14 protein-coding genes, 1 tRNA gene and 1 pseudogene are annotated in these 17,180 nt (G+C 63.7%); 7 read left to right on the top strand and 9 right to left on the bottom strand.

Translation table 11 applies throughout. The features are described from left to right. Positions 1-3: 3 nt before the first annotated feature. From rsgA to RR928_RS06390, 3 genes are read right to left on the bottom strand one after another with little or no spacing between them, the layout of a single operon-like run. Positions 4-960 (bottom strand): ribosome small subunit-dependent GTPase A, encoded by a 957-nt coding sequence (rsgA, locus tag RR928_RS06400; protein WP_332534045.1) that lies wholly within the window; start codon positions 958-960, stop codon positions 4-6. Then, a complete protein-coding gene (locus tag RR928_RS06395) occupies positions 957-1,295 on the bottom strand; it encodes a 4a-hydroxytetrahydrobiopterin dehydratase (protein ID WP_332547596.1) in 339 nt (112 codons plus the stop codon). The genes rsgA and RR928_RS06395 overlap by 4 nt, the downstream gene beginning before the upstream one ends. Continuing rightward, the gene (locus RR928_RS06390) at positions 1,292-2,623 is read right to left on the bottom strand and encodes a M48 family metallopeptidase (RefSeq protein WP_332534047.1); all 1,332 of its coding nucleotides are present in this window, start codon (positions 2,621-2,623) and stop codon (positions 1,292-1,294) included. The genes RR928_RS06395 and RR928_RS06390 overlap by 4 nt, the downstream gene beginning before the upstream one ends. A 30-nt stretch (positions 2,624-2,653) precedes the next feature. Between RR928_RS06390 and orn the strand changes: the two genes are divergently transcribed. Continuing rightward, the gene (orn, locus tag RR928_RS06385; protein ID WP_332534048.1) at positions 2,654-3,247 is read left to right on the top strand and encodes an oligoribonuclease; all 594 of its coding nucleotides are present in this window, start codon (positions 2,654-2,656) and stop codon (positions 3,245-3,247) included. A gap of 292 nt (positions 3,248-3,539) precedes the next feature. Beyond that, positions 3,540-5,627, top strand: a complete 2,088-nt coding sequence (locus RR928_RS06380) for a DEAD/DEAH box helicase (protein ID WP_332534049.1) — start codon at positions 3,540-3,542, stop codon at positions 5,625-5,627. Between the two features lie 80 nt (positions 5,628-5,707). Here RR928_RS06380 and RR928_RS06375 read toward each other — a convergent pair whose 3' ends face one another. Beyond that, on the bottom strand, positions 5,708-6,940 hold the full coding sequence (locus RR928_RS06375; RefSeq protein ID WP_332534050.1) for a multidrug effflux MFS transporter: 1,233 nt from the start codon (positions 6,938-6,940) through the stop codon (positions 5,708-5,710). A 200-nt stretch (positions 6,941-7,140) separates the two neighbouring features. On the opposite strand from RR928_RS06375, the gene RR928_RS06370 reads away from it, so the two are divergent. Next, positions 7,141-8,958: a methyl-accepting chemotaxis protein gene (locus RR928_RS06370; RefSeq protein WP_332681826.1), complete on the top strand. Its 1,818-nt coding sequence runs from the start codon at positions 7,141-7,143 to the stop codon at positions 8,956-8,958. 26 nt (positions 8,959-8,984) lie between these two features. Here the strand turns inward: RR928_RS06370 and RR928_RS06365 are convergent, their stop codons facing one another. Next, positions 8,985-9,872, bottom strand: a complete 888-nt coding sequence (locus RR928_RS06365; RefSeq protein ID WP_332534052.1) for a ubiquitin carboxyl-terminal hydrolase — start codon at positions 9,870-9,872, stop codon at positions 8,985-8,987. A gap of 376 nt (positions 9,873-10,248) precedes the next feature. Then, positions 10,249-11,034, bottom strand: a complete 786-nt coding sequence (locus RR928_RS06360; protein WP_332534053.1) for an IclR family transcriptional regulator — start codon at positions 11,032-11,034, stop codon at positions 10,249-10,251. A 147-nt stretch (positions 11,035-11,181) separates the two neighbouring features. Here RR928_RS06360 and RR928_RS06355 point away from each other — a divergent pair, with 147 nt between their 5' ends. The 4 genes from RR928_RS06355 to RR928_RS06340 are packed head-to-tail and all read left to right on the top strand — an operon-like array spanning position 11,182 to position 15,063. Beyond that, positions 11,182-12,138 (top strand): MBL fold metallo-hydrolase, encoded by a 957-nt coding sequence (locus RR928_RS06355; protein WP_332534054.1) that lies wholly within the window; start codon positions 11,182-11,184, stop codon positions 12,136-12,138. Between the two features lie 22 nt (positions 12,139-12,160). After that, complete coding sequence (locus tag RR928_RS06350) at positions 12,161-13,852, top strand: FAD-dependent oxidoreductase (RefSeq protein ID WP_332681824.1); 1,692 nt, start codon at positions 12,161-12,163, stop codon at positions 13,850-13,852. Between the two features lie 11 nt (positions 13,853-13,863). Next, positions 13,864-14,058 (top strand): DUF2783 domain-containing protein, encoded by a 195-nt coding sequence (locus RR928_RS06345; RefSeq protein WP_332534056.1) that lies wholly within the window; start codon positions 13,864-13,866, stop codon positions 14,056-14,058. Positions 14,059-14,082: 24 nt separating this feature from the next. After that, a complete protein-coding gene (locus RR928_RS06340; RefSeq protein WP_442881426.1) occupies positions 14,083-15,063 on the top strand; it encodes a Bug family tripartite tricarboxylate transporter substrate binding protein in 981 nt (326 codons plus the stop codon). A gap of 52 nt (positions 15,064-15,115) precedes the next feature. Here the strand turns inward: RR928_RS06340 and RR928_RS06335 are convergent. The 3 genes and pseudogenes from RR928_RS06335 to RR928_RS06325 form a co-directional block, all read right to left on the bottom strand. Next, a pseudogene (locus RR928_RS06335) lies at positions 15,116-15,250 on the bottom strand (Bcr/CflA family drug resistance efflux transporter); the annotation flags it as partial. 185 nt (positions 15,251-15,435) lie between these two features. Then, the gene (locus tag RR928_RS06330) at positions 15,436-16,818 is read right to left on the bottom strand and encodes a hypothetical protein (RefSeq protein WP_332681821.1); all 1,383 of its coding nucleotides are present in this window, start codon (positions 16,816-16,818) and stop codon (positions 15,436-15,438) included. Positions 16,819-17,103: 285 nt separating this feature from the next. Next, positions 17,104-17,179: transfer RNA gene (locus tag RR928_RS06325), tRNA-Lys, on the bottom strand. Position 17,180: the final 1 nt, after the last annotated feature.

Genomic DNA, 17,180 nt, shown 5'->3' with positions numbered 1-17,180 from the left:
TTTTCAGTAGCGCCGCTCGGCGCTCAGTTCCTCGAACAGGTCCTGGTAGATCCGGTAGCGGTTGGCGCTGATGTGGTGCGGGCTGTCCTTGGCGTCGACTTCGGCCATCACCGCGCAGCCTGGCTCATGCAGGTGGGTGCAGTTGTAGAACTTGCAGTCGGCCGCGCGTGCGCCTATGTCGGGCATGCAGCGCGCGAGGTCCATGGGGCCGATGTGGTGCAGGCCGAACTCCTGGAATCCCGGCGAGTCGAGCAGCGCGGTCTGGCGCTCCTCGTCGACCCAGTACCAGGTGGTGCTGGTCGTGGTGTGCTTGCCCGAGTTCAAGGCCTGGGAGATTTCGCCGGTCTGCGCGCGCGCGCCGGGTATCAGCAGGTTGATCAGCGTGCTCTTGCCCGAGCCCGAGGGGCCCAGCACCAGCGTGGCCTTGCCCTTGAGGTGCTGCATCAGCGCCGCGCGGTCGGTCTCGCTCGATTCGGTCAGCGACAGCGGCAGCACGCCGTAGTTGAGCTGGTCGCTGCCGTGGCGCATGTGGCGGTAGGGCAGCAGCCGTTCCCAGGCGCGCGCGAACGGCTCGACCAGATCGCTCTTGTTGAGCGCGATCAGCGGCGTGATGTGCGAGGCTTCGGCGGCAATCAGCGCGCGCGCGAGCTGGCTTTCGGAAAACACCGGGTCGGCCGCGATCAGGATCAGCACCTGGTCGATGTTGGCCGCAAACGACTTGGTGCGGATCTCGTCCTGGCGGTAGAACAGGTTGCGCCGCGGCAGCACTTTTTCTATCGTGCCTTCGTCGCCCTGGCCCGCGTTGGGCATGATCCAGCGCACATGGTCGCCGACCACGGCCTGGCTCTTCTTGCCGCGCGGGTGACAGATGCGGCGCGAGCCGTCCGGGGCTTCGACCACGCAGTGGCGGCCGTGGCTCGCAACGACCAGGCCTTCGGGGCGGGTGCTGTCCTGCGTCATGCGAGCAAGGCGTCGATGCGGCGCGCGCAATCGAAGTCCGTGGCCGAGACGCCGCCCACGTCATGGGTGTTGAAGCGCACGTGGCAGCGGTTGTATGACACCTTGAGGTCCGGATGGTGGTCCTGCTGGTGGGCGATCAGCGCCACGGCATTGACGAAGGCCATGGTCTCGTAATAGTTCACGAACGAATAGGTCTTCTCGATCGCCACGTCGGCGCCGTCGCCGCTGAGTTGCCAGCCTTCGGTCTGTGCGAGTTGCGAAACCAGTTGCGTGGCGGAGAGTGCGCGGCGTGGCTGGGTGGACCAGTCCTGTTGCTTGAGTGGGGTGGTTGTCATGATGCGTTGGGTGCCAGGGCAGGAGCGGGCGCCGGCAGGCGCGCCAGGCGCTCTATGGCCGGTGGGTGCGAATAGTAGAAAGCGACGTAGGTCGGGTCGGGCGTGAGCGTCGAGGCGTTGTCTTCGTAGAGGGTCAGCAGTGCCGACGCCAGCGCGCCGCCCTCGGCCTGGGCCGCGGCGTAGGCATCGGCCTGGAACTCGTCGCGGCGCGAGAAATAGGACATCAGGGGCGCGAGAAAGAAGCTCAACACCGGCACCACCAGCATGAACAGCAGCAGCGCGACGGCTTCGTTGCCGGCCAGGGCGCTGGCGCCCGAAAGCAGCATGTCGAGGCTGGGGCGCACGCCCAGGCCGGTGTAGAACCAGGGCTGCTGCGACAGCCAGCCGAGCAGGGCCAGCGCGGCCAGGCTCATGGCGAACAGGCCGACCAGGCGCTTGGTGATATGGCGGTGCTTGAAATGGCCCAGCTCGTGGGCCAGCACGGCTTCGACTTCGTTCGGCGCAAGCTGCTTGAGCAGCGTGTCGTAGAACACCACGCGCTTGGCCGAACCAAAGCCCGTGAAGTAGGCGTTGGCATGGGCCGAGCGGCGGCTGCCGTCCATGACGAACAGGCCCTTGGCCGAAAAGCCGCAGCGCTGCATCAGCGCCGTCACGCGCTGCTGTATGGCCTCGTCCTTGAGCGGCTCGAAGCGGTTGAACAGCGGCGCGATCACGCTGGGGTACAGCCACATCAGCAGCAGATTGAAGCCGGCCCAGACGATCCAGGCCCAGAGCCACCAGAGCGCGCCGCTCGAAGCCATGAGCCAGAGGATCAGTGCGGCCAGCGGCAGGCCGATCACGGCGCCGACCAGCGTCGACTTGACCAGGTCGGCAAGCCAGAGCCTTGGCGTGAGCTTGTTGAAGCCAAAGCGCTGCTCGACGACAAAGGTCTGGTACAGCGACAGCGGCAGGCCGGCCAGGCCCGATATCAGCGTGAACGCGGCCAGCAGCGCGAGCTGCTGGTGCAGGCCCTGGCCCAGCCACTGCAGCAGTTGCTGGTGCAGCGCGTCGAGGCCGCCGAGCAGCGTCCAGGCCAGCAGCAGGGCGGTGGACAGCGCGAGGTCGATCAGACCCACACGCGCCTTGGCCAGCGTGTAATCGGCGGCCTTTTGGTGGGCCGCGAGCGGCACATGCTGGGCAAACGCCGCGGGCACTTGGGCGCGGTGGCGCGCGACATGGCGCACCTGGCGCGACAGCAGCCACAACCGTGTGAGCAGTTGCAGCACGAGCAGCGCGGCAAAGCCCAGAGTCAACAGCAGCGAAGGTGAAAATGGGGTAGGCGAAAGCATCTGCGGGCAGTGTAGGCGACAATTCGCGCCATGTCCGATGCCCCCATCTCCAACCCTCCCGTGCTTGCGAAATCCGATTTGAATCTCGTCTGGCTAGACTGTGAAATGACCGGCTTGCAGCCCGAGACCGACAGGGTGATCGAAATCGCCGTCGTGGTCACCAATTCCGATCTGTCGATACGCGTCGAAGGCCCGGTCTTCGCCATCCATCAGAGCGATGCGCTGCTCAATGGCATGGATGCCTGGAACAAGGGCACGCATGGCCGCAGCGGCCTGATCGAGCGCGTCAAGGCGTCGGAAGTCGACGAAGCCCAGGCCGAGCGCGAGCTGATCGCGTTCCTGTCGCGCTATGTGCCCAAGGGCAAGGTGCCGCTGTGCGGCAACAGCATAGGCCAGGACCGGCGCTTCCTGGTCAATTACATGCCCAAGCTCGAAGCCTTCTTCCACTACCGCAATGTCGATGTGAGCACTTTCAAGGAACTCGCGCGCCGCTGGAAGCCCGCGGTCTGCGCGTCGTTCAAGAAAGCCCAGCGCCACACCGCATTGGCCGATGTGCACGAGTCTATCGACGAACTGATCCACTACCGCGCGCACTTCCTCGCGCTCGAGCCGCTGGCCGCCTGAGCGCTATGCCAAGGGTCTTGGCCTTGGCGATTTGAGGGCAATATCCGGCCAGGGCTTGCGCAAAACAAGACAAACATGTCATAATTCGCAGCTTGCCCCTACCCTTTGGGGTAATTTGCGCATCTCCCATCACTCACCGGGCCCCGCTTTTTGATTCGTGCACCTTGCACGACAAAGCAACTTATGCCCAGCCGCCTCATCTTGAGCCGGCCTCGTTTGACGGTTGATGTTTTTTAACCGTCATTGAAGCACCGCAGACATCTGTTCGGTGGCGCTTCATCGTGAGAAACAAATGAACGACAACATTATTGAGCAGGGCGTCGCCGCCTCTGCAGAATCTTCTTTGGACCATTCCATTCTGAATGCAGCGCCTTTCGCTGCCGACGACGCTGCCATCGTTGCAGACGCCGCCTCCATCATTGCCGATTCCGATTCGCTGGAAACCGAAGCTGAGCCAGCTGAAGTCGTCGAGCAGAAGCCCAACGGCTTCGTCGAACTGGGCCTGGCCCCTGAACTGGTTCAGGCCGTTGCCGACCTGGGCTATACCCAGCCTACCGCCGTGCAAGCCAAGGCCATCCCCCTGGCAATGAACAAGGGCGCGAATGCGACCGCCTTTGTCGACCTGATGGTGTCGAGCCAGACCGGTTCGGGCAAGACCGCTGCGTTCCTGCTGCCCGTGCTGCACACGCTGCTCGAGCAGCAAGCCGAAATCGAAGCCGAAGGCCGTGCCGAATTCGAGCGCGCCTGCGCCGAAGCCGCCGCCAATGGCGAACCGGCTCCCAAGCGCAAGCGCAAGGACCCGACCAACCCGCGCAACTTCAAGGCTGCCGCTCCCGGCGCCCTGATCCTGTGCCCCACGCGCGAGCTGGCCCAACAGGTGGCGCATGACGCCATCGAGCTGGTCAAGCATTGCCGCGGCCTGCGCGTTGCCAACGTGGTCGGTGGCATTCCTTACCAACTGCAGATCGCCAAGCTGCAGAACGCCAATCTGGTGGTGGCCACTCCCGGCCGTCTGCTGGACCTGCAGCGTTCCATGCAGATCAAGCTCGACAAGGTGCAATTCCTGGTCGTCGACGAAGCCGACCGCATGCTCGACCTGGGCTTCTCGGACGACCTCGCCGAAGTCAACCAGATGACGGCACAGCGCCAGCAGACCATGATGTTCAGCGCCACGTTCGCGTCGCGCATTCAGCAGCTGGCCATGCGCGTGATGCATGACAACGGCGCCGGCGTCAAGAAGATCCAGATCGACTCGCCGCAGGAAAAGCATTCGAGCATCAAGCAGGTGCTGTTCTGGGCCGACAACGCCCAGCACAAGCGCAAGCTGCTGGACCACTGGCTGCGTGACACCACGATCAACCAGGCCATCGTGTTTGCTTCCACGCAAGTGGAATGCGACGGTCTGGCCACCGATCTGCAGCAGGAAGGCTTCTCGGCCGTTGCTCTGCACGGTGCGCTGAGCCAAGGTCTGCGCAATCGCCGCCTGCAGGCGCTGCGCGGCGGCCAGGTGCAGATCCTGGTGGCTACCGATGTGGCGGCTCGCGGCATCGACGTGCCCACGATCACCCACGTGTTCAACTACGGTCTTCCCATGAAGGCCGAAGATTACACCCACCGTATCGGCCGTACCGGCCGCGCCGGTCGCACGGGTCTGGCTGTGACGTTCGCTGAGTTGCGCGATCGTCGCCGCATCTTCGACATCGAAGCTTTCACCCGCCAGCAGTTCACCGCGGAAGTGGTGCCTGGCATGGAGCCCACACAGCGCGCTCCCCAGGGCGGTCGCCCTGACGGCCGTGGCCGTGGCGGCGAAGGCCGTGACTACTCGCCACGTGGCCGCAGCGGCGGCTTCGGCGGCGGTGGTGGCGGTCGCAGCTTCGGCGGCGGCGGTGGTGGCGATCGTGGCCGCAGCTTCGGCGGCGGTGACCGCGGCGGCTTCGGCGGCGGTGGCGATCGTGGCGGCTTCGGCGGCGGCGACCGTGGTGGTGATCGCGGCGGCTTCGGCGGCGGCGGTGACCGCGGTGGTTTCGGTGGCGGCGACCGTGGTGGTGATCGTGGCGGCTTCGGCGGCGGCGCTGACCGCGGCGGCTTCGGTGGCAACGACCGCGGCGCGGGCTTTGCTCCCCGCGGCGGCGCACCCCGTGACGACCGTGGCTTCGGCGGCGCTCCACGCCGTGACGGCGAAGGCTTTGCTCCGCGCAAGCCTGCATTTGCCGACAACCGTGGTGGTGATCGCGGCGGCTTCGGCGGCGGCGACCGTGCTCCCGCACGTGAATACGGTGCGCGTCCAGCCTTCGCTGGCAAGCCCGCAGGCGGCCCTGGCGGCAAGCCTTCGTTCACGCCCCATGACGCCCGCAAGCGTCCCGCACGCCCAGCCCGCTGATCTTCAGCGCTGAGCATGCAAAAAAACCGGCCTCAGGGCCGGTTTTTTTATGGGCGATGCGTGGTTGCCGCTGCCCGCGCTCAGTCCTCGGCGCTGCGCCGCCCGATATCGGGCCAGCGCCAGTGCAGGTAGATCCAGGCGCCCAGGCCGATCAGCATCAGCGACATGGAAGACACCGCCAGCCCCAGGGTGGAGTGCATGACCAGGGGCGCGAGCAGGCCGGCAACCAGGCCGTTGGCGGCCGAGCCTATGAAGGCCTGCAGCGATGAAGCCATGCCGCGGCGTTCGGGGTACAGGTCCAGCACCAGCAGCGTGACGACCGGCACCATCAGCGCCCAGCCCAGCGAGAACAGCGCGATCGGCAGCATGGCCCAGCTCGCGTGCACCGGCAGCAGCACGGTGGCGATCACGTTGAGCACCGACATCAGCAGCATGATCACGAAGCCGTGGCGGATCTGGCGCTTGGGCGGAATGCGGCCCGCGAGCCGGCCACTGAGCCAGGCGCCGGTCATGATGCCCGAGATGATCAGCAGGAACAGCCAGAAGAATTCGGTCGGCCCCAGCCCCAGGTGGTCGCCGAGAAACGCGGGCGCGGCCATCACGTAGAGGAACATGCCGTTGAACGGCACGCCGCTGGCCAGTGCGAGCAGCAGAAAGCGCGGGCTGGTGCCGAGCTTCCAGTAGCCGCGCATCAGGTGGCGGGTGTTGAACGGCTGGCGCAATTCAGCATGCAGGGTTTCGGGCAGCAGCCGGAAATTGATGCTCCACAGCAGCACGCCGATCAGCGTCAGGAACCAGAAGATGCTGTGCCAGCCCGCGAGCACCAGCAGCCAGCCGCCGGCAATCGGGGCTATGGCCGGCGCGGCGCCGAAGAACAGCGTCACCTGGCTCATGACCTTCTGCGCTTCCGAAGGCGGGTACATGTCGCGTATCACCGCCCGCGAGACCACGATGCCCGCGCCCGTCGACAGCCCCTGCAGCGCGCGAAAGAACACCAGCTGGCCGATGTTCTGCGACAGCGCGCAGCCCGCCGAAGCCAGCGTGAACACCGCCAGGCCCCAGAGCACGACCGGGCGGCGCCCGAAGCTGTCGGCCAGGGCGCCATGGAACAGGTTCATGAACGCAAAGCCGAACAGATAGGCCGACAGCGTCTGCTGCATCTGTACCGGCGTCGCGCCCAGCGCCTGCGCAATGCCCGAGAAGGCGGGCAGGTAGGTGTCTATGGAGAACGGCCCGAGCATGCCCAGCAGGGCCAGCAATATGGACAGGGTCCAGCGCGGGCCGCGCCAGAGTTGTTGGGCTTGAGGGTGCATGGGTGAGGCTAAGGGGGAGGGCTGGTGCACCGGGCTGGTGCGCAGGACGATTGTGCCGTGCAATGCGCAAGTGCGCTGCGCGCCGAGTCTGGGCCGCGGGTGTTGCACCCGGGTGACAGGAAAAACCCCAGGCGCTGAATGTCACATGCCGCGAGGAAGACAGATGTGACAATCTGCCGCAATTGTTAATAGGATTTTCCATGTCGCTTTCCCTTAGGGCCCGTCTTATCGCGCTGAGCATTGCCGTGGTCACAGTGGCCATGCTGGCGCTTGCCGCGGCCAATTTCCTGACCGTGCAGCGCCATGTCCGGTCCACCGTCGATGCCGAGAGCCGGCAACTGGTGGCCGCGCAGGCGCGTGCGCTCGGCGATTGGGTGGAGACCAAGCGGCTGCTGACCCATACGCTGACGTTGGCCATAGACCAGCCGGACCCGCGTGGCGTGGTCCAGGCGCTGCGCGATGGCGGCGGCTTCTCCGATGCCTATGTCGGCTTTTCCGACAAGCGCATGATTTTTCTCAACCCCATGCCCGACAGCTACGACGTCACATCGCGGCCCTGGTACCAGCAGGCAGTCAAGGAAGGCAAGCCCATCCTGACCACGCCTTATCTGTTCACCTCGCCGCCTGAAGTCGGCGTGACGTTTGCCGAGCCGGTCGGCCCCGCAGGCAATCCCACGGCTGTCGTCGGCACCGATGTGCTGCTGACCACCGTGGTGCGCAACGTCGCGGCCATACGGCCCACGCCCGACAGCTTTGCCTTCCTGGCGAATGGCGCCGGAGCGATCGTGACCCACCCCGACACTGCCTTGACGCTCAAGCCCGTCTCCGAGCTGTCGCCCAACCTCCAGCCTGCGACCCTGGGTGAACTCGCGCAGGCGGGCAGCGGCATGCGCACCGAAATCAAGGGTGTCGACTACCTGCTCTATGGCAGCCCCGTTCCCGGCACCGACTGGCAGCTGGTGATTGCCGTGCACCGCGCCCAGGCCCTCGCTTCCATCGATACCCTGCTCAAGGTGTCGGCGCTCACGGTGGTGGTCTCGCTGGCGCTGGCCATCGTGGTGCTGGGTGCGGTGATCGCGCGTTCGCTGCGTCGCCTGGCGCTGGTGCGCGACGCGCTCGACGACATCGCTTCGGGCGAGGGCGACCTGACGCGCCGCCTGTCCACGCATGGCCATGACGAGCTCACGCAGATTTCGCGCGCGTTCAACCAGTTCGTCGACAAGATCGCAGCCGTGCTGCTGCGCATCCGCGAGTCGTCCGAGGCCGTGCGCCTGGCATCCACCGAGATCGCCAGCGGCAACCAGAACCTGTCGAGCCGCACCGAGCAGCAGGCCAGCTCACTGGAAGAGACCGCGGCCGCGATGGAGCAGCTCACGGCCACGGTGCAGCAGAATGCCGAGAACGCGCGCCAGGCCAATCAGCTGGCCGTGGGCGCGTCGGAAGTCGCTTCGCACGGCGGAACGGTGGTCGCCCAGGTGGTGCAGACCATGGGCGGCATCGAGACCTCCTCGCGCAAGATCGCCGACATCATCGGCGTGATCGACGGCATTGCCTTCCAGACCAATATCCTCGCGCTCAACGCGGCCGTCGAAGCGGCGCGCGCGGGCGAGCAGGGGCGCGGCTTTGCCGTCGTGGCCAGCGAAGTGCGCACGCTGGCGCAGCGCAGCGCCACGGCAGCCAAGGAGATCAAGGACCTGATCGGTGAATCCGTGCAGCAGGTCAACGCCGGCAGTCGCCTGGTGCATGACGCGGGCACGACCATGGAAAAAGTGGTCGACAGCGTGCGCCGCGTCACGGCCATCGTCAACGAGATCAGCCATGCCAGCCAGGAACAGAGCACGGGCATCGTCGAGGTCAACACGGCCGTGAGCCATATGGACCAGTCGACGCAGCAGAACGCGGCCCTGGTCGAGGAGGCGACGGCGGCCGCGCAGTCGCTGCAGCAGCAGGCCGCGCAGCTCGCCGATGCGGTTGCGGGCTTCAAGCTCGACAACGCGGTGCGGCGCCTGCCGCGCTGAAGCCGGAGCTGGGCGGCAAATGCTGCTCAGGAGGAGGCGGCGGCGGGGCTCGAGGAAGCCGTTTCGATGTGGGTGATGGCGAAGTTGATGAAACGCACCTGTTCCAGCGCGGGCATCTGGCTCAAGGCCGTTACCTGATCGTCGTCATACCGGACCCACTGCGCATCCTTGGCATAGACCACGCAGTGGCCAGACTGGTGCGTGCCGCGGAACTCGATGACCTCGCGGGGTTCCAGCGTCAAGATGGTCGTGAGATTGCCTTCGGTGGCATGCAGTCGCACAGGCTGGTTGAAATCGAAGTTCCGGTTGCTGAGCAGGTGCCGGCCCTGCGCATCGTGCATGGCGTTTTCCAGGCGCACGGTCAGGTGCGGCCGGGGCCGCTGCAGCAGCAGCTGCCAGTCCGCGGCCGGGGTACGGTCCAGCACCGCCTGCAGCGTGTCGTCCGGGCTTGCAGGCTGCAAAATGGTCCAGTATTGGCCTTCGCTGCGCAGCGTGTCGAGGCCGCCGCGCAGCGTGATCTCGCTGGCGTAAAGCGCATGCAGTTGGAAGGACTGCGACAGCTTCGTCAGAAACTCGTCCGTATCCTGCTGCCGGCCCACGATGGGGAAGTCCAGCGCATTGTCGGCGTTGATCGCCGAGAAGGCGGGCAGCTGCTGCACGGCGGCAAGGAAGTCCGACAGCTGCTGGCGCGTGGGCCCGGTTTCGGAGCAGGTATCGGCAATCAGTTGCATGAAGCCTTGCGCGGCCTCGCGCTGCTGCGCATCGCCATCGGCCGCAAAGGCTTGCAGGTGCTGCGTCAGGCGCTGCGGGCCTATCGAGTGAATCAGGAACTTCAATGCGGCATTGGCGTAGCAGGTGCTGCCCAGGTTGTCGAAGCCTGCCATGGCACGCAGGCCCTGTTCGGGAGGCTGCATGCTTGAAGCGCTGATGGTGGCAGGGGTGCCCGCCGGCGTATCCGCGGCGGCGGTCAGTGTCGCCGCCCGGGCAGTCAGGAGGGTCTGCGCTCTGGCTGGAAAGTCCTCAAATGACCCGTCTGCTTCGCCGCCGCAGGCGGCAAGCATCAATGCAGCACCGAGCACGCAAAGGTGGCGGATGAATGGCGGGTGGATCATGGCGTCTTCCTTCTTGGCAAACAATGGATGCAAGGTAAGTTCCACAATCAACCGATAGGTTCCAGCTATCGATATTATTTCTCAATAATTGCTTTGTTGCCACAGGCCGCGAGGTTCTGTCGCGCGCAAGGATACGGCCGCCGACGACAGCGCGCTGGCTGAACGCCAGTCTCAACGTCTATTTGTTCCGGACCCTGTGCCCGAGCCGCGCTCCTGCTTCATGTGCCGCCAGCTGCAGCGCCTTGGGCATAGGAGCATCCCAGTCTGGCGTCAATTCCTCCTCGTGTCCGATCAGGGTCAGCACCGCGACCACATCGCCATCGGCATTGAACACGGGAGCGCTGTAGGCATTGATGCCGGGTAGTGGGCGACCTATGGTACGTGTCATGCCTTGTGCCTGTACCTCTGCGGTGGCGGCTTTCAGTTCTTTGGCGATGCGCGCAGCCGAACTGTGCCCAGCCTCATTGAGAGGGCCTTGCAAGGCTTGTTCGACACGGTCTTTGGGCAAGGTTGCCGCAAAGGCGCGTCCGGTAGCGGTGCCGAGAATGGACAGCACGTTGCCAGGCCGCAGTGCGATGTACAGCGGGCGCCGGGCCTCCAGCAAACGTACGGCCGTAGGGCCAAAGTTGCCCCAGACCGCAATCGCCACCGCCTGTCCTGTGTCTGCCGCCAGCGCTTCGGCCGCGGCATTCACCGGTTTCATCGGGTCGAGTTGGTACAGATAGGTCAGACCGAGCTGCAATGCGGCCGGTCCCAGCGCATATGCGCCGCTGCCTTGCAATTGCTCGATCAAACCCAGCTTGCCAAAACTCACCAGATAAGGATGGGCGCGCGAGGGGGGTAAGTCCGCCGCCGCAGCCAGATCCTTGAGGGCCATTGGCGCCGGGCTGTTGGCCAGTGCCATCAGCAGCCGTCCACCCACTTCGACAGATTGCACGGCACGTTGTTCGCGAGGAATGGGCATAGGGAGTCAAGTTTCCATGTTTGTTATTTGGTAAGCAGTTTGCCATGGTCGAATTTGCTATGCATAATGCGGGGGAAATTTGTTATCAGCAAATTTATTTGCTGAGTTGTCAGACCTGCGAGCCGTTGCATATCCGGAGACCCCACCATGAGCCAACCTAAAGCCTTCGCCTCTCAAGCCGATCTGGAGGAGAAGAAAGTCAGCTTCACCAAGCTGTCCGAAAACGCCTACGCCTACACCGCCGAGGGCGACCCGAACACCGGCATCATCATTGGCGACGACGCAGTGATGGTCATCGACACCCAGGCCACGCCGGTGATGGCGCAAGACGTGATCCGCCGCATCCGTGAAGTGACAGACCTGCCCATCAAGTACGTGGTGATGAGCCACTACCACGCGGTGCGCGTGCTGGGCGCGAGTGCCTACCAGCCCGAGCAGATCATCGCCAGCCAGGACACCTATGACCTGATCGTGGAACGCGGTGCGCATGACATGAAAAGCGAGATCGAGCGTTTTCCACGGCTGTTCCGCGCCGTCGAAACCATTCCCGGTCTGACCTGGCCCAGCATCACCTTCGAGGGCCGCATGACGCTGTGGCTGGGCAAGCTGGAAGTGCAGCTGATCCAGTTGGGCCGCGGCCACACCAAGGGCGACACCGTGGTCTGGCTGCCGCAGCAGAAGATACTGTTCAGCGGTGACCTGGTCGAGTTCGATGCCACGCCGTACGCGGGCGACGCCTACTTCAAGGACTGGCCGCAAACGCTGGACAACATCGCGGCCCTGCAGCCCGTCGCCCTGGTGCCCGGCCGCGGCGCCGCGCTGACCACGCCCGAGATGGTGCAAGCCGGCCTGGCCGGAACCAAGTCCTTTGTGCAAGACCTGTATGCCAATGTCCAGGCCGGTGCCGCCGCCGGCAATGACCTCAACCGCATCTACAAGGACACGCACGCCGCCCTCAAGCCCAAATATGGACATTGGGTGATCTACGACCACTGCTTGCCATTTGACGTGACTCGGGCCCTGGACGAGGCGACGCAGCATCCCGATCCGCGTATCTGGACTGCCGAGCGCGACAAGGCCATGTGGGAATCGCTGGAAGCCTGAGTCCGCGCCGGAGGAGACAAAAATGCAGAACAAAAAAAACTTGCAGACGGACTCAGTGGCGGACTACCAGAAGCTGGTGTTTCCGTACCGGCGCACGCCCGACCAGGATGTGACGCCGCCGGCGCGGCACCCGGTGGTGGTGGTCGGCGCCGGCCCGGTGGGCCTGGCCCTGGCGATCGATCTGGCGCAGCAGAATATTCCCGTGGTGCTGTTGGACAACGACGATCGCTTGTCCAGCGGTTCGCGGGCGATCTGCTTTGCCAAACGCACCTTGGAGATTTTTGAACGCCTGGGCTGCGGCCAGCGCATGCTCGACAAGGGCGTGTCATGGAATGTCGGCAAGGTGTTTTTCCGCCAGCAGCAGGTCTACAGCTTCGACCTGCTGCCCGAGGCGGGACATCAGTTTCCGGCCTTTATCAATCTGCAGCAGTATTACGTCGAAGGCTATTTGGCCGAGCGTGCGGCAGAATTGCCGTTGATCGATATCCGCTGGAAGAGCGCCGTCAGCGGTTTGGAGCAGCACGCCGACTTTGCCCGTCTCACCGTCACGACGCCCGATGGCCCGTACCAGCTGGACGCCCAATATGTGGCCGCCTGCGACGGTTCGCGTTCGGCGCTGCGCCAGCTGGTCGGCCAGGAAAGCCATGGCCGCACCTTCAAAGACCGCTTCCTGATTGCCGACATCAAGCTCAAGTCCGGGCATTCGGGCATCGATCTGGCGGCCGAGCGCTGGTTCTGGTTCGATCCGGAATTCCACCCCAACCAGAGCGTGCTGCTGCACATGCAACCTGACGGCGTGTGGCGCATCGACTTCCAATTGGGCTGGGATGCCAACCCGGAAGAAGAAAAAAAGCCGGAAAACATCATCCCCCGCGTCAAGGCCTTGCTGGGCCCGGAGGCACAGTTCGAGCTGGAGTGGGCCAGCGTCTATACCTTCTCCTGCCTGCGCATGGACAGCTTTCGCCATGGCCGGGTGCTGTTCGCGGGTGACTCGGCGCACGGCGTCTCGCCCTTCGGCGCGCGCGGTGCCAACTCGGGAGTGCAGGATGCCGAGAATCTGGCCTGGAAGCTGGCCGCGGTGCTGCAGGGCCGGGCCGGGCAGGCGCTGCTCAACAGTTATGGCGGGGAGCGCGAATACGCTGCGGACGAGAACATCCGCAATTCCAGCCGTGCGACCGACTTCATCACTCCCAAAAGCGCCATCAGCCGTCTGTTCCGCGACGCAGTGCTGGAGCTGGCCAAGGACCATGCGTTTGCCCGCACCATCGTCAACAGCGGCCGGCTTTCGGTGCCCGCGACGTTGCACCAGTCGCCGCTGAATACGCTGCAAGCCGATGATTTCAGTGGAAGCATGGTGCCCGGTGCTGCGGCCGCGGATGCGCCGGTGCTGTGGCGGGGCCAGGCCGATTGGCTGCTGCGCCATCTGTCCACAGGCTGCTTTACCGCGCTGGTGTTTGGCGCGGTCGACAGCGCGCTGGACTGGTTGCCCGATCCCGGTCTGACACCGCTGCGGGTGCTGCACATCGCGCCAGCGCAAGGAGAAGCAGGTGCCGAGACCCTGGTCGATAGGGATGGCCTGGCGGCACTGCGCTACGACGCCCAGCCCGGCACCGTGGTGTTGCTGCGCCCCGACCAGCATGTATGCGCCCGCTGGCGGGCTCCCACGGTCGCCAACGTACACCAGGCGCTGGAACGCGCCCTGGCTCTTGCTTGATGGACGCACTTATGCAACTCAATACCGAACCCAATCTGCAAGCGCCCGACGATTTCTACGAGGCGCTGATTGATGCCCACCATGATCTCAGCAACGAGGCCAGCCAGGCACTGAATGCCCGACTGGTTCTGCTGCTGGCCAACCACATCGGGACAACCAGCGTGTTGAAGCAGGCGCTGGACGCAGCCCGTGCCAGTGCAATTTAAAACAAACTCAACGGAGACAAAATCATGGCTAAAAATAATCTCTTGCGTGCGCTGGGCGCCGCGCTGCTGGCACCGATCATGGCGTTGGGCTCCCTGGGCGCGTCGGCTCAGGACAGCAAGCCCATAGAGTGGGTCGTCGGCTACGCGCCCGGGGGCGGCTCGGACGTAGTGGCGCGATCCCTGGCGGAGGCCATGGGAAAGACCCTGGGCCAAACCATCATCGTCGCCAACAAACCCGGTGCGGCGACCAACATCGCTGCCGACTATGCCGCCAAGGCACGGGATGTGGAGCACACGGTTTTGTCCGCCGACTTTGCTACCTTGGCTGCCAATCCGGCCTTGTTCAGCAAGCTGGCGTACAACGCCGAGCGCGACTTCGCTGCGGTGGGGCTGCTGGCACGCTTCCCCTTGATTCTGGTGGTGGCACCGAGTACTCCCGCCCGTAACTGGAAGGAGTTCCTGGCTTGGGCCAAGGCGAACGCCGACGGCACTAGCTACGCGTCGGCGGGCATAGGCAGTCCCCACCATCTGGCGGCCGAATTGCTGCGCGAACGCACCGGGCTCAAGTTCTCACATGTGGCCTACCGGGGTGCGGCGCCCGCCGTGCAGGACCTGATGGGGGGCCAGGTGCCGTTCATGTTCGTGGATTCCGCCAGTGGCTACCAGTTCATCGCGTCAGGCAAGCTCAAGGCCATCGGTGTGGCCAGCCCGGAACGTATGAAGACCATGGCCGAAATCCCGACCCTGGCTGAACAGGGCCTGACGGGTTTCGAAGCCTGGGCCTGGCAAGGGCTGGTGCTGCCGGCAGCGGCAAAACCGGAAACCGTTGCCCGCTTGAGTGCAGCCTTGCAGACGGCTTTTGCAAGCACCGAGATCAAGGCCCGATTCCAGGCGATAGGGGTGGAGGCCATGCCTGGCACGCCCGCACAGATGGCTGCCTACGTCAAAGCCGAACGTGAACGCTGGGGTCGCCTGATCCGCGACAACGGCATCAAATTGGATTGATGCAGGAGCCTGCACGCGTACTTCCCAGCCCCTTCTTTGCAATACCAAGGCGCAGGGGCGCGAGCAGGCCCGCAACCAGGCGGTGGGCGGCCTGGCCCATGAAGGCCTGCAGCGAAGTGGCCGGGCCGCGGCGTTCGGGGTGGAGACCGAACACCGGCAGCGTGACGAGCGGCACTCTCAGCGCCCAGTTCGCTTGCACCGGCGGCAGCACGCCGATCAGCGTCAGGAATCAGGAGATGCAGTGTGAAAAAAAAGCCCGCTGCGTATGAAGCGGGCTTTGCGATAGGGCATTGGCCGGTGAAGACCCATGCTTTCGCTCATTCTTTCAGCAAGAACTCCTGCGGCAATGCATTTATTTTTCGTTGAAAATCATCAATTCGATTCCATTTTCACCACGGAAAAACTGATCAATTCAGGATAATTATTCTCCTGGATTTCAATGCCATCTGCGACCCTCCAGTCGTTGTGAAGCGAAAAACCTTTTCCATCATATTTCAGATAAGAAACGTAATGCGTCACTCCGGGCTGGCTGCTTTTGGGGAAGACAATGGCTTTCGCCTTGAGCGTGGCAGTGAATTTTTTTCCGCTGATTCTATTGACCACGGGAATCGTCACAGTGTCATTGAAATTCAGCTGATCTGTTTTCGATCCAACGCCAGGCCCCACCATGAAATTCACGGTTTGCACGGCCTTTTCATCTGATGTCTGGAATTGATATCGCTGGGTGGACGAGGCGTCTGTTTTCCTGGAGTACGTGTTGACAAGGGCTTGCAAGTCCATGTCGTCTGCATCTGGCAGGAGAATGTGCAGAATGTCGCTTTGCTGCTCTACTTTCTTGCTTCCATCAGCCCTTATGGACTCTCTGGTCAACGAAAAGTCACCATTATTGATTTTTTCGATCTCAAATAATCTGTGCATTGCGTCGTAGAAGTAGGAGGTGCCCTGTGCTGTCCCGATGATTTTCCCCAGATAGAAATGATTTGTTTTGTCTAGAGTGGTGAAAAATCTTTTCATCACACCCGCAGTTGGTTGTTGGGGTGTGTGCGCTGTTCTTATCAGGTTGACGAATTCCTGCAGGGATTCTATTTTTTCCGGAGGGAAGCTCGCCGAAATATTTTCCAGATGGGAAATCATCGCCGCGGGCCCAATGGAGTGAATGAGTAATTTGAGCGCGGCATTGGCGTAGCAGGTTTGGCCCAGGTTGGCAAAGCCAATCATTTTCTTGCCGGAAAAGTCATCTGCGGGCGCAGGACCGCTGCCGGCCGCTTGATTCGAGCTTGTCGATGTCAGGGCGGAGGCGGGCGAAGATGGAGCGATGGCAGCGACGCTGGGAATTGCCGGTATGGAGATGGCCGGAATGGCGGGAATGGGTGGGGTGAAGGGGCTTGCCGGCGTGGGGATTGCAGCGACGGTCGGGATGGGCGGAGTGCGGATGGCCGTCACGCGGGCGGGTGCAATCTGCGCAGCGGAAAGAGGTGCGGATGCGGCGGGTGCAGCGACGGGCGTCTGCGCAGTCTTGCCTGCCGGTGCGGGAGCTTCGGTGTCCCTGGTGATGACCGGTGCAGCCGAGAAGATCTCCAGGTGCGGCGCCGGAGGTTCTGCAGCCTGCGCAGCAACGGCGGCCGCAGACTCTGGCGCAGCGATGAGGTGGGCCTCGAGTGTGGGATCGTAGAGCTCGGAATCCCCGCCGCAGCCCAGCAACATGACCGCTGCAGCGACGCTTGCGCCCCGCGCATTCCATTTTCCATACAACATGATTCAGTTCCCTTTTGTTCGGGTGGCAGTGCATGTTTCGGTGGAAAACCTTATGCACGCCAACTAATTCAAATCATAAATCAATAGTCTTAGACTATCTTGTAGGTTGATGCCGCGCCGTTCAAAGGGGCGGAGTCTGCTGTCGCGTGGGTGGGGGATGCGTCTGGCGATGCGCTTGGGGTCGGGAGCCATGTCGATGTCGCTGCGTGTGCAGCAGCAGGCTGCGCCGGCCATGGTGTGGTGCCAAAACAAAAAGCCCACTTCTTGCGAAGTGGGCTTTTGAATTGGTGGGTCCTGAGTGATTCGAACACTCGACCTACGGATTAAGAGTCCGCTGCTCTACCAGCTGAGCTAAGAACCCA

Origin of the sequence: Comamonas sp., assembly GCF_036666375.1 — a bacterium.
Lineage (GTDB): Bacteria > Pseudomonadota > Gammaproteobacteria > Burkholderiales > Burkholderiaceae_C > Comamonas.
This window is presented reverse-complemented; position numbering and strand designations above follow the sequence as displayed.

Excerpts from the sequence above, each read along its gene's own strand:
- RR928_RS06345 (WP_332534056.1), top strand. The coding sequence starts at position 13,864 with ATGCAACTCAATACCGAACCCAATCTGCAAGCGCCCGACGATTTCTAC.
- RR928_RS06350 (WP_332681824.1), top strand. The coding sequence starts at position 12,161 with ATGCAGAACAAAAAAAACTTGCAGACGGACTCAGTGGCGGACTACCAG.
- RR928_RS06340 (WP_442881426.1), top strand. The coding sequence starts at position 14,083 with ATGGCTAAAAATAATCTCTTGCGTGCGCTGGGCGCCGCGCTGCTGGCA.
- RR928_RS06380 (WP_332534049.1), top strand. The coding sequence starts at position 3,540 with ATGAACGACAACATTATTGAGCAGGGCGTCGCCGCCTCTGCAGAATCT.
- RR928_RS06365 (WP_332534052.1), bottom strand. The coding sequence starts at position 9,872 with ATGCAGCCTCCCGAACAGGGCCTGCGTGCCATGGCAGGCTTCGACAAC.
- RR928_RS06395 (WP_332547596.1), bottom strand. The coding sequence starts at position 1,295 with ATGACAACCACCCCACTCAAGCAACAGGACTGGTCCACCCAGCCACGC.
- RR928_RS06375 (WP_332534050.1), bottom strand. The coding sequence starts at position 6,940 with ATGCACCCTCAAGCCCAACAACTCTGGCGCGGCCCGCGCTGGACCCTG.
- orn (WP_332534048.1), top strand. The coding sequence starts at position 2,654 with ATGTCCGATGCCCCCATCTCCAACCCTCCCGTGCTTGCGAAATCCGAT.
- RR928_RS06355 (WP_332534054.1), top strand. The coding sequence starts at position 11,182 with ATGAGCCAACCTAAAGCCTTCGCCTCTCAAGCCGATCTGGAGGAGAAG.
- RR928_RS06390 (WP_332534047.1), bottom strand. The coding sequence starts at position 2,623 with ATGCTTTCGCCTACCCCATTTTCACCTTCGCTGCTGTTGACTCTGGGC.
- RR928_RS06330 (WP_332681821.1), bottom strand. The coding sequence starts at position 16,818 with ATGTTGTATGGAAAATGGAATGCGCGGGGCGCAAGCGTCGCTGCAGCG.
- RR928_RS06370 (WP_332681826.1), top strand. The coding sequence starts at position 7,141 with ATGTCGCTTTCCCTTAGGGCCCGTCTTATCGCGCTGAGCATTGCCGTG.
- RR928_RS06360 (WP_332534053.1), bottom strand. The coding sequence starts at position 11,034 with ATGCCCATTCCTCGCGAACAACGTGCCGTGCAATCTGTCGAAGTGGGT.
- rsgA (WP_332534045.1), bottom strand. The coding sequence starts at position 960 with ATGACGCAGGACAGCACCCGCCCCGAAGGCCTGGTCGTTGCGAGCCAC.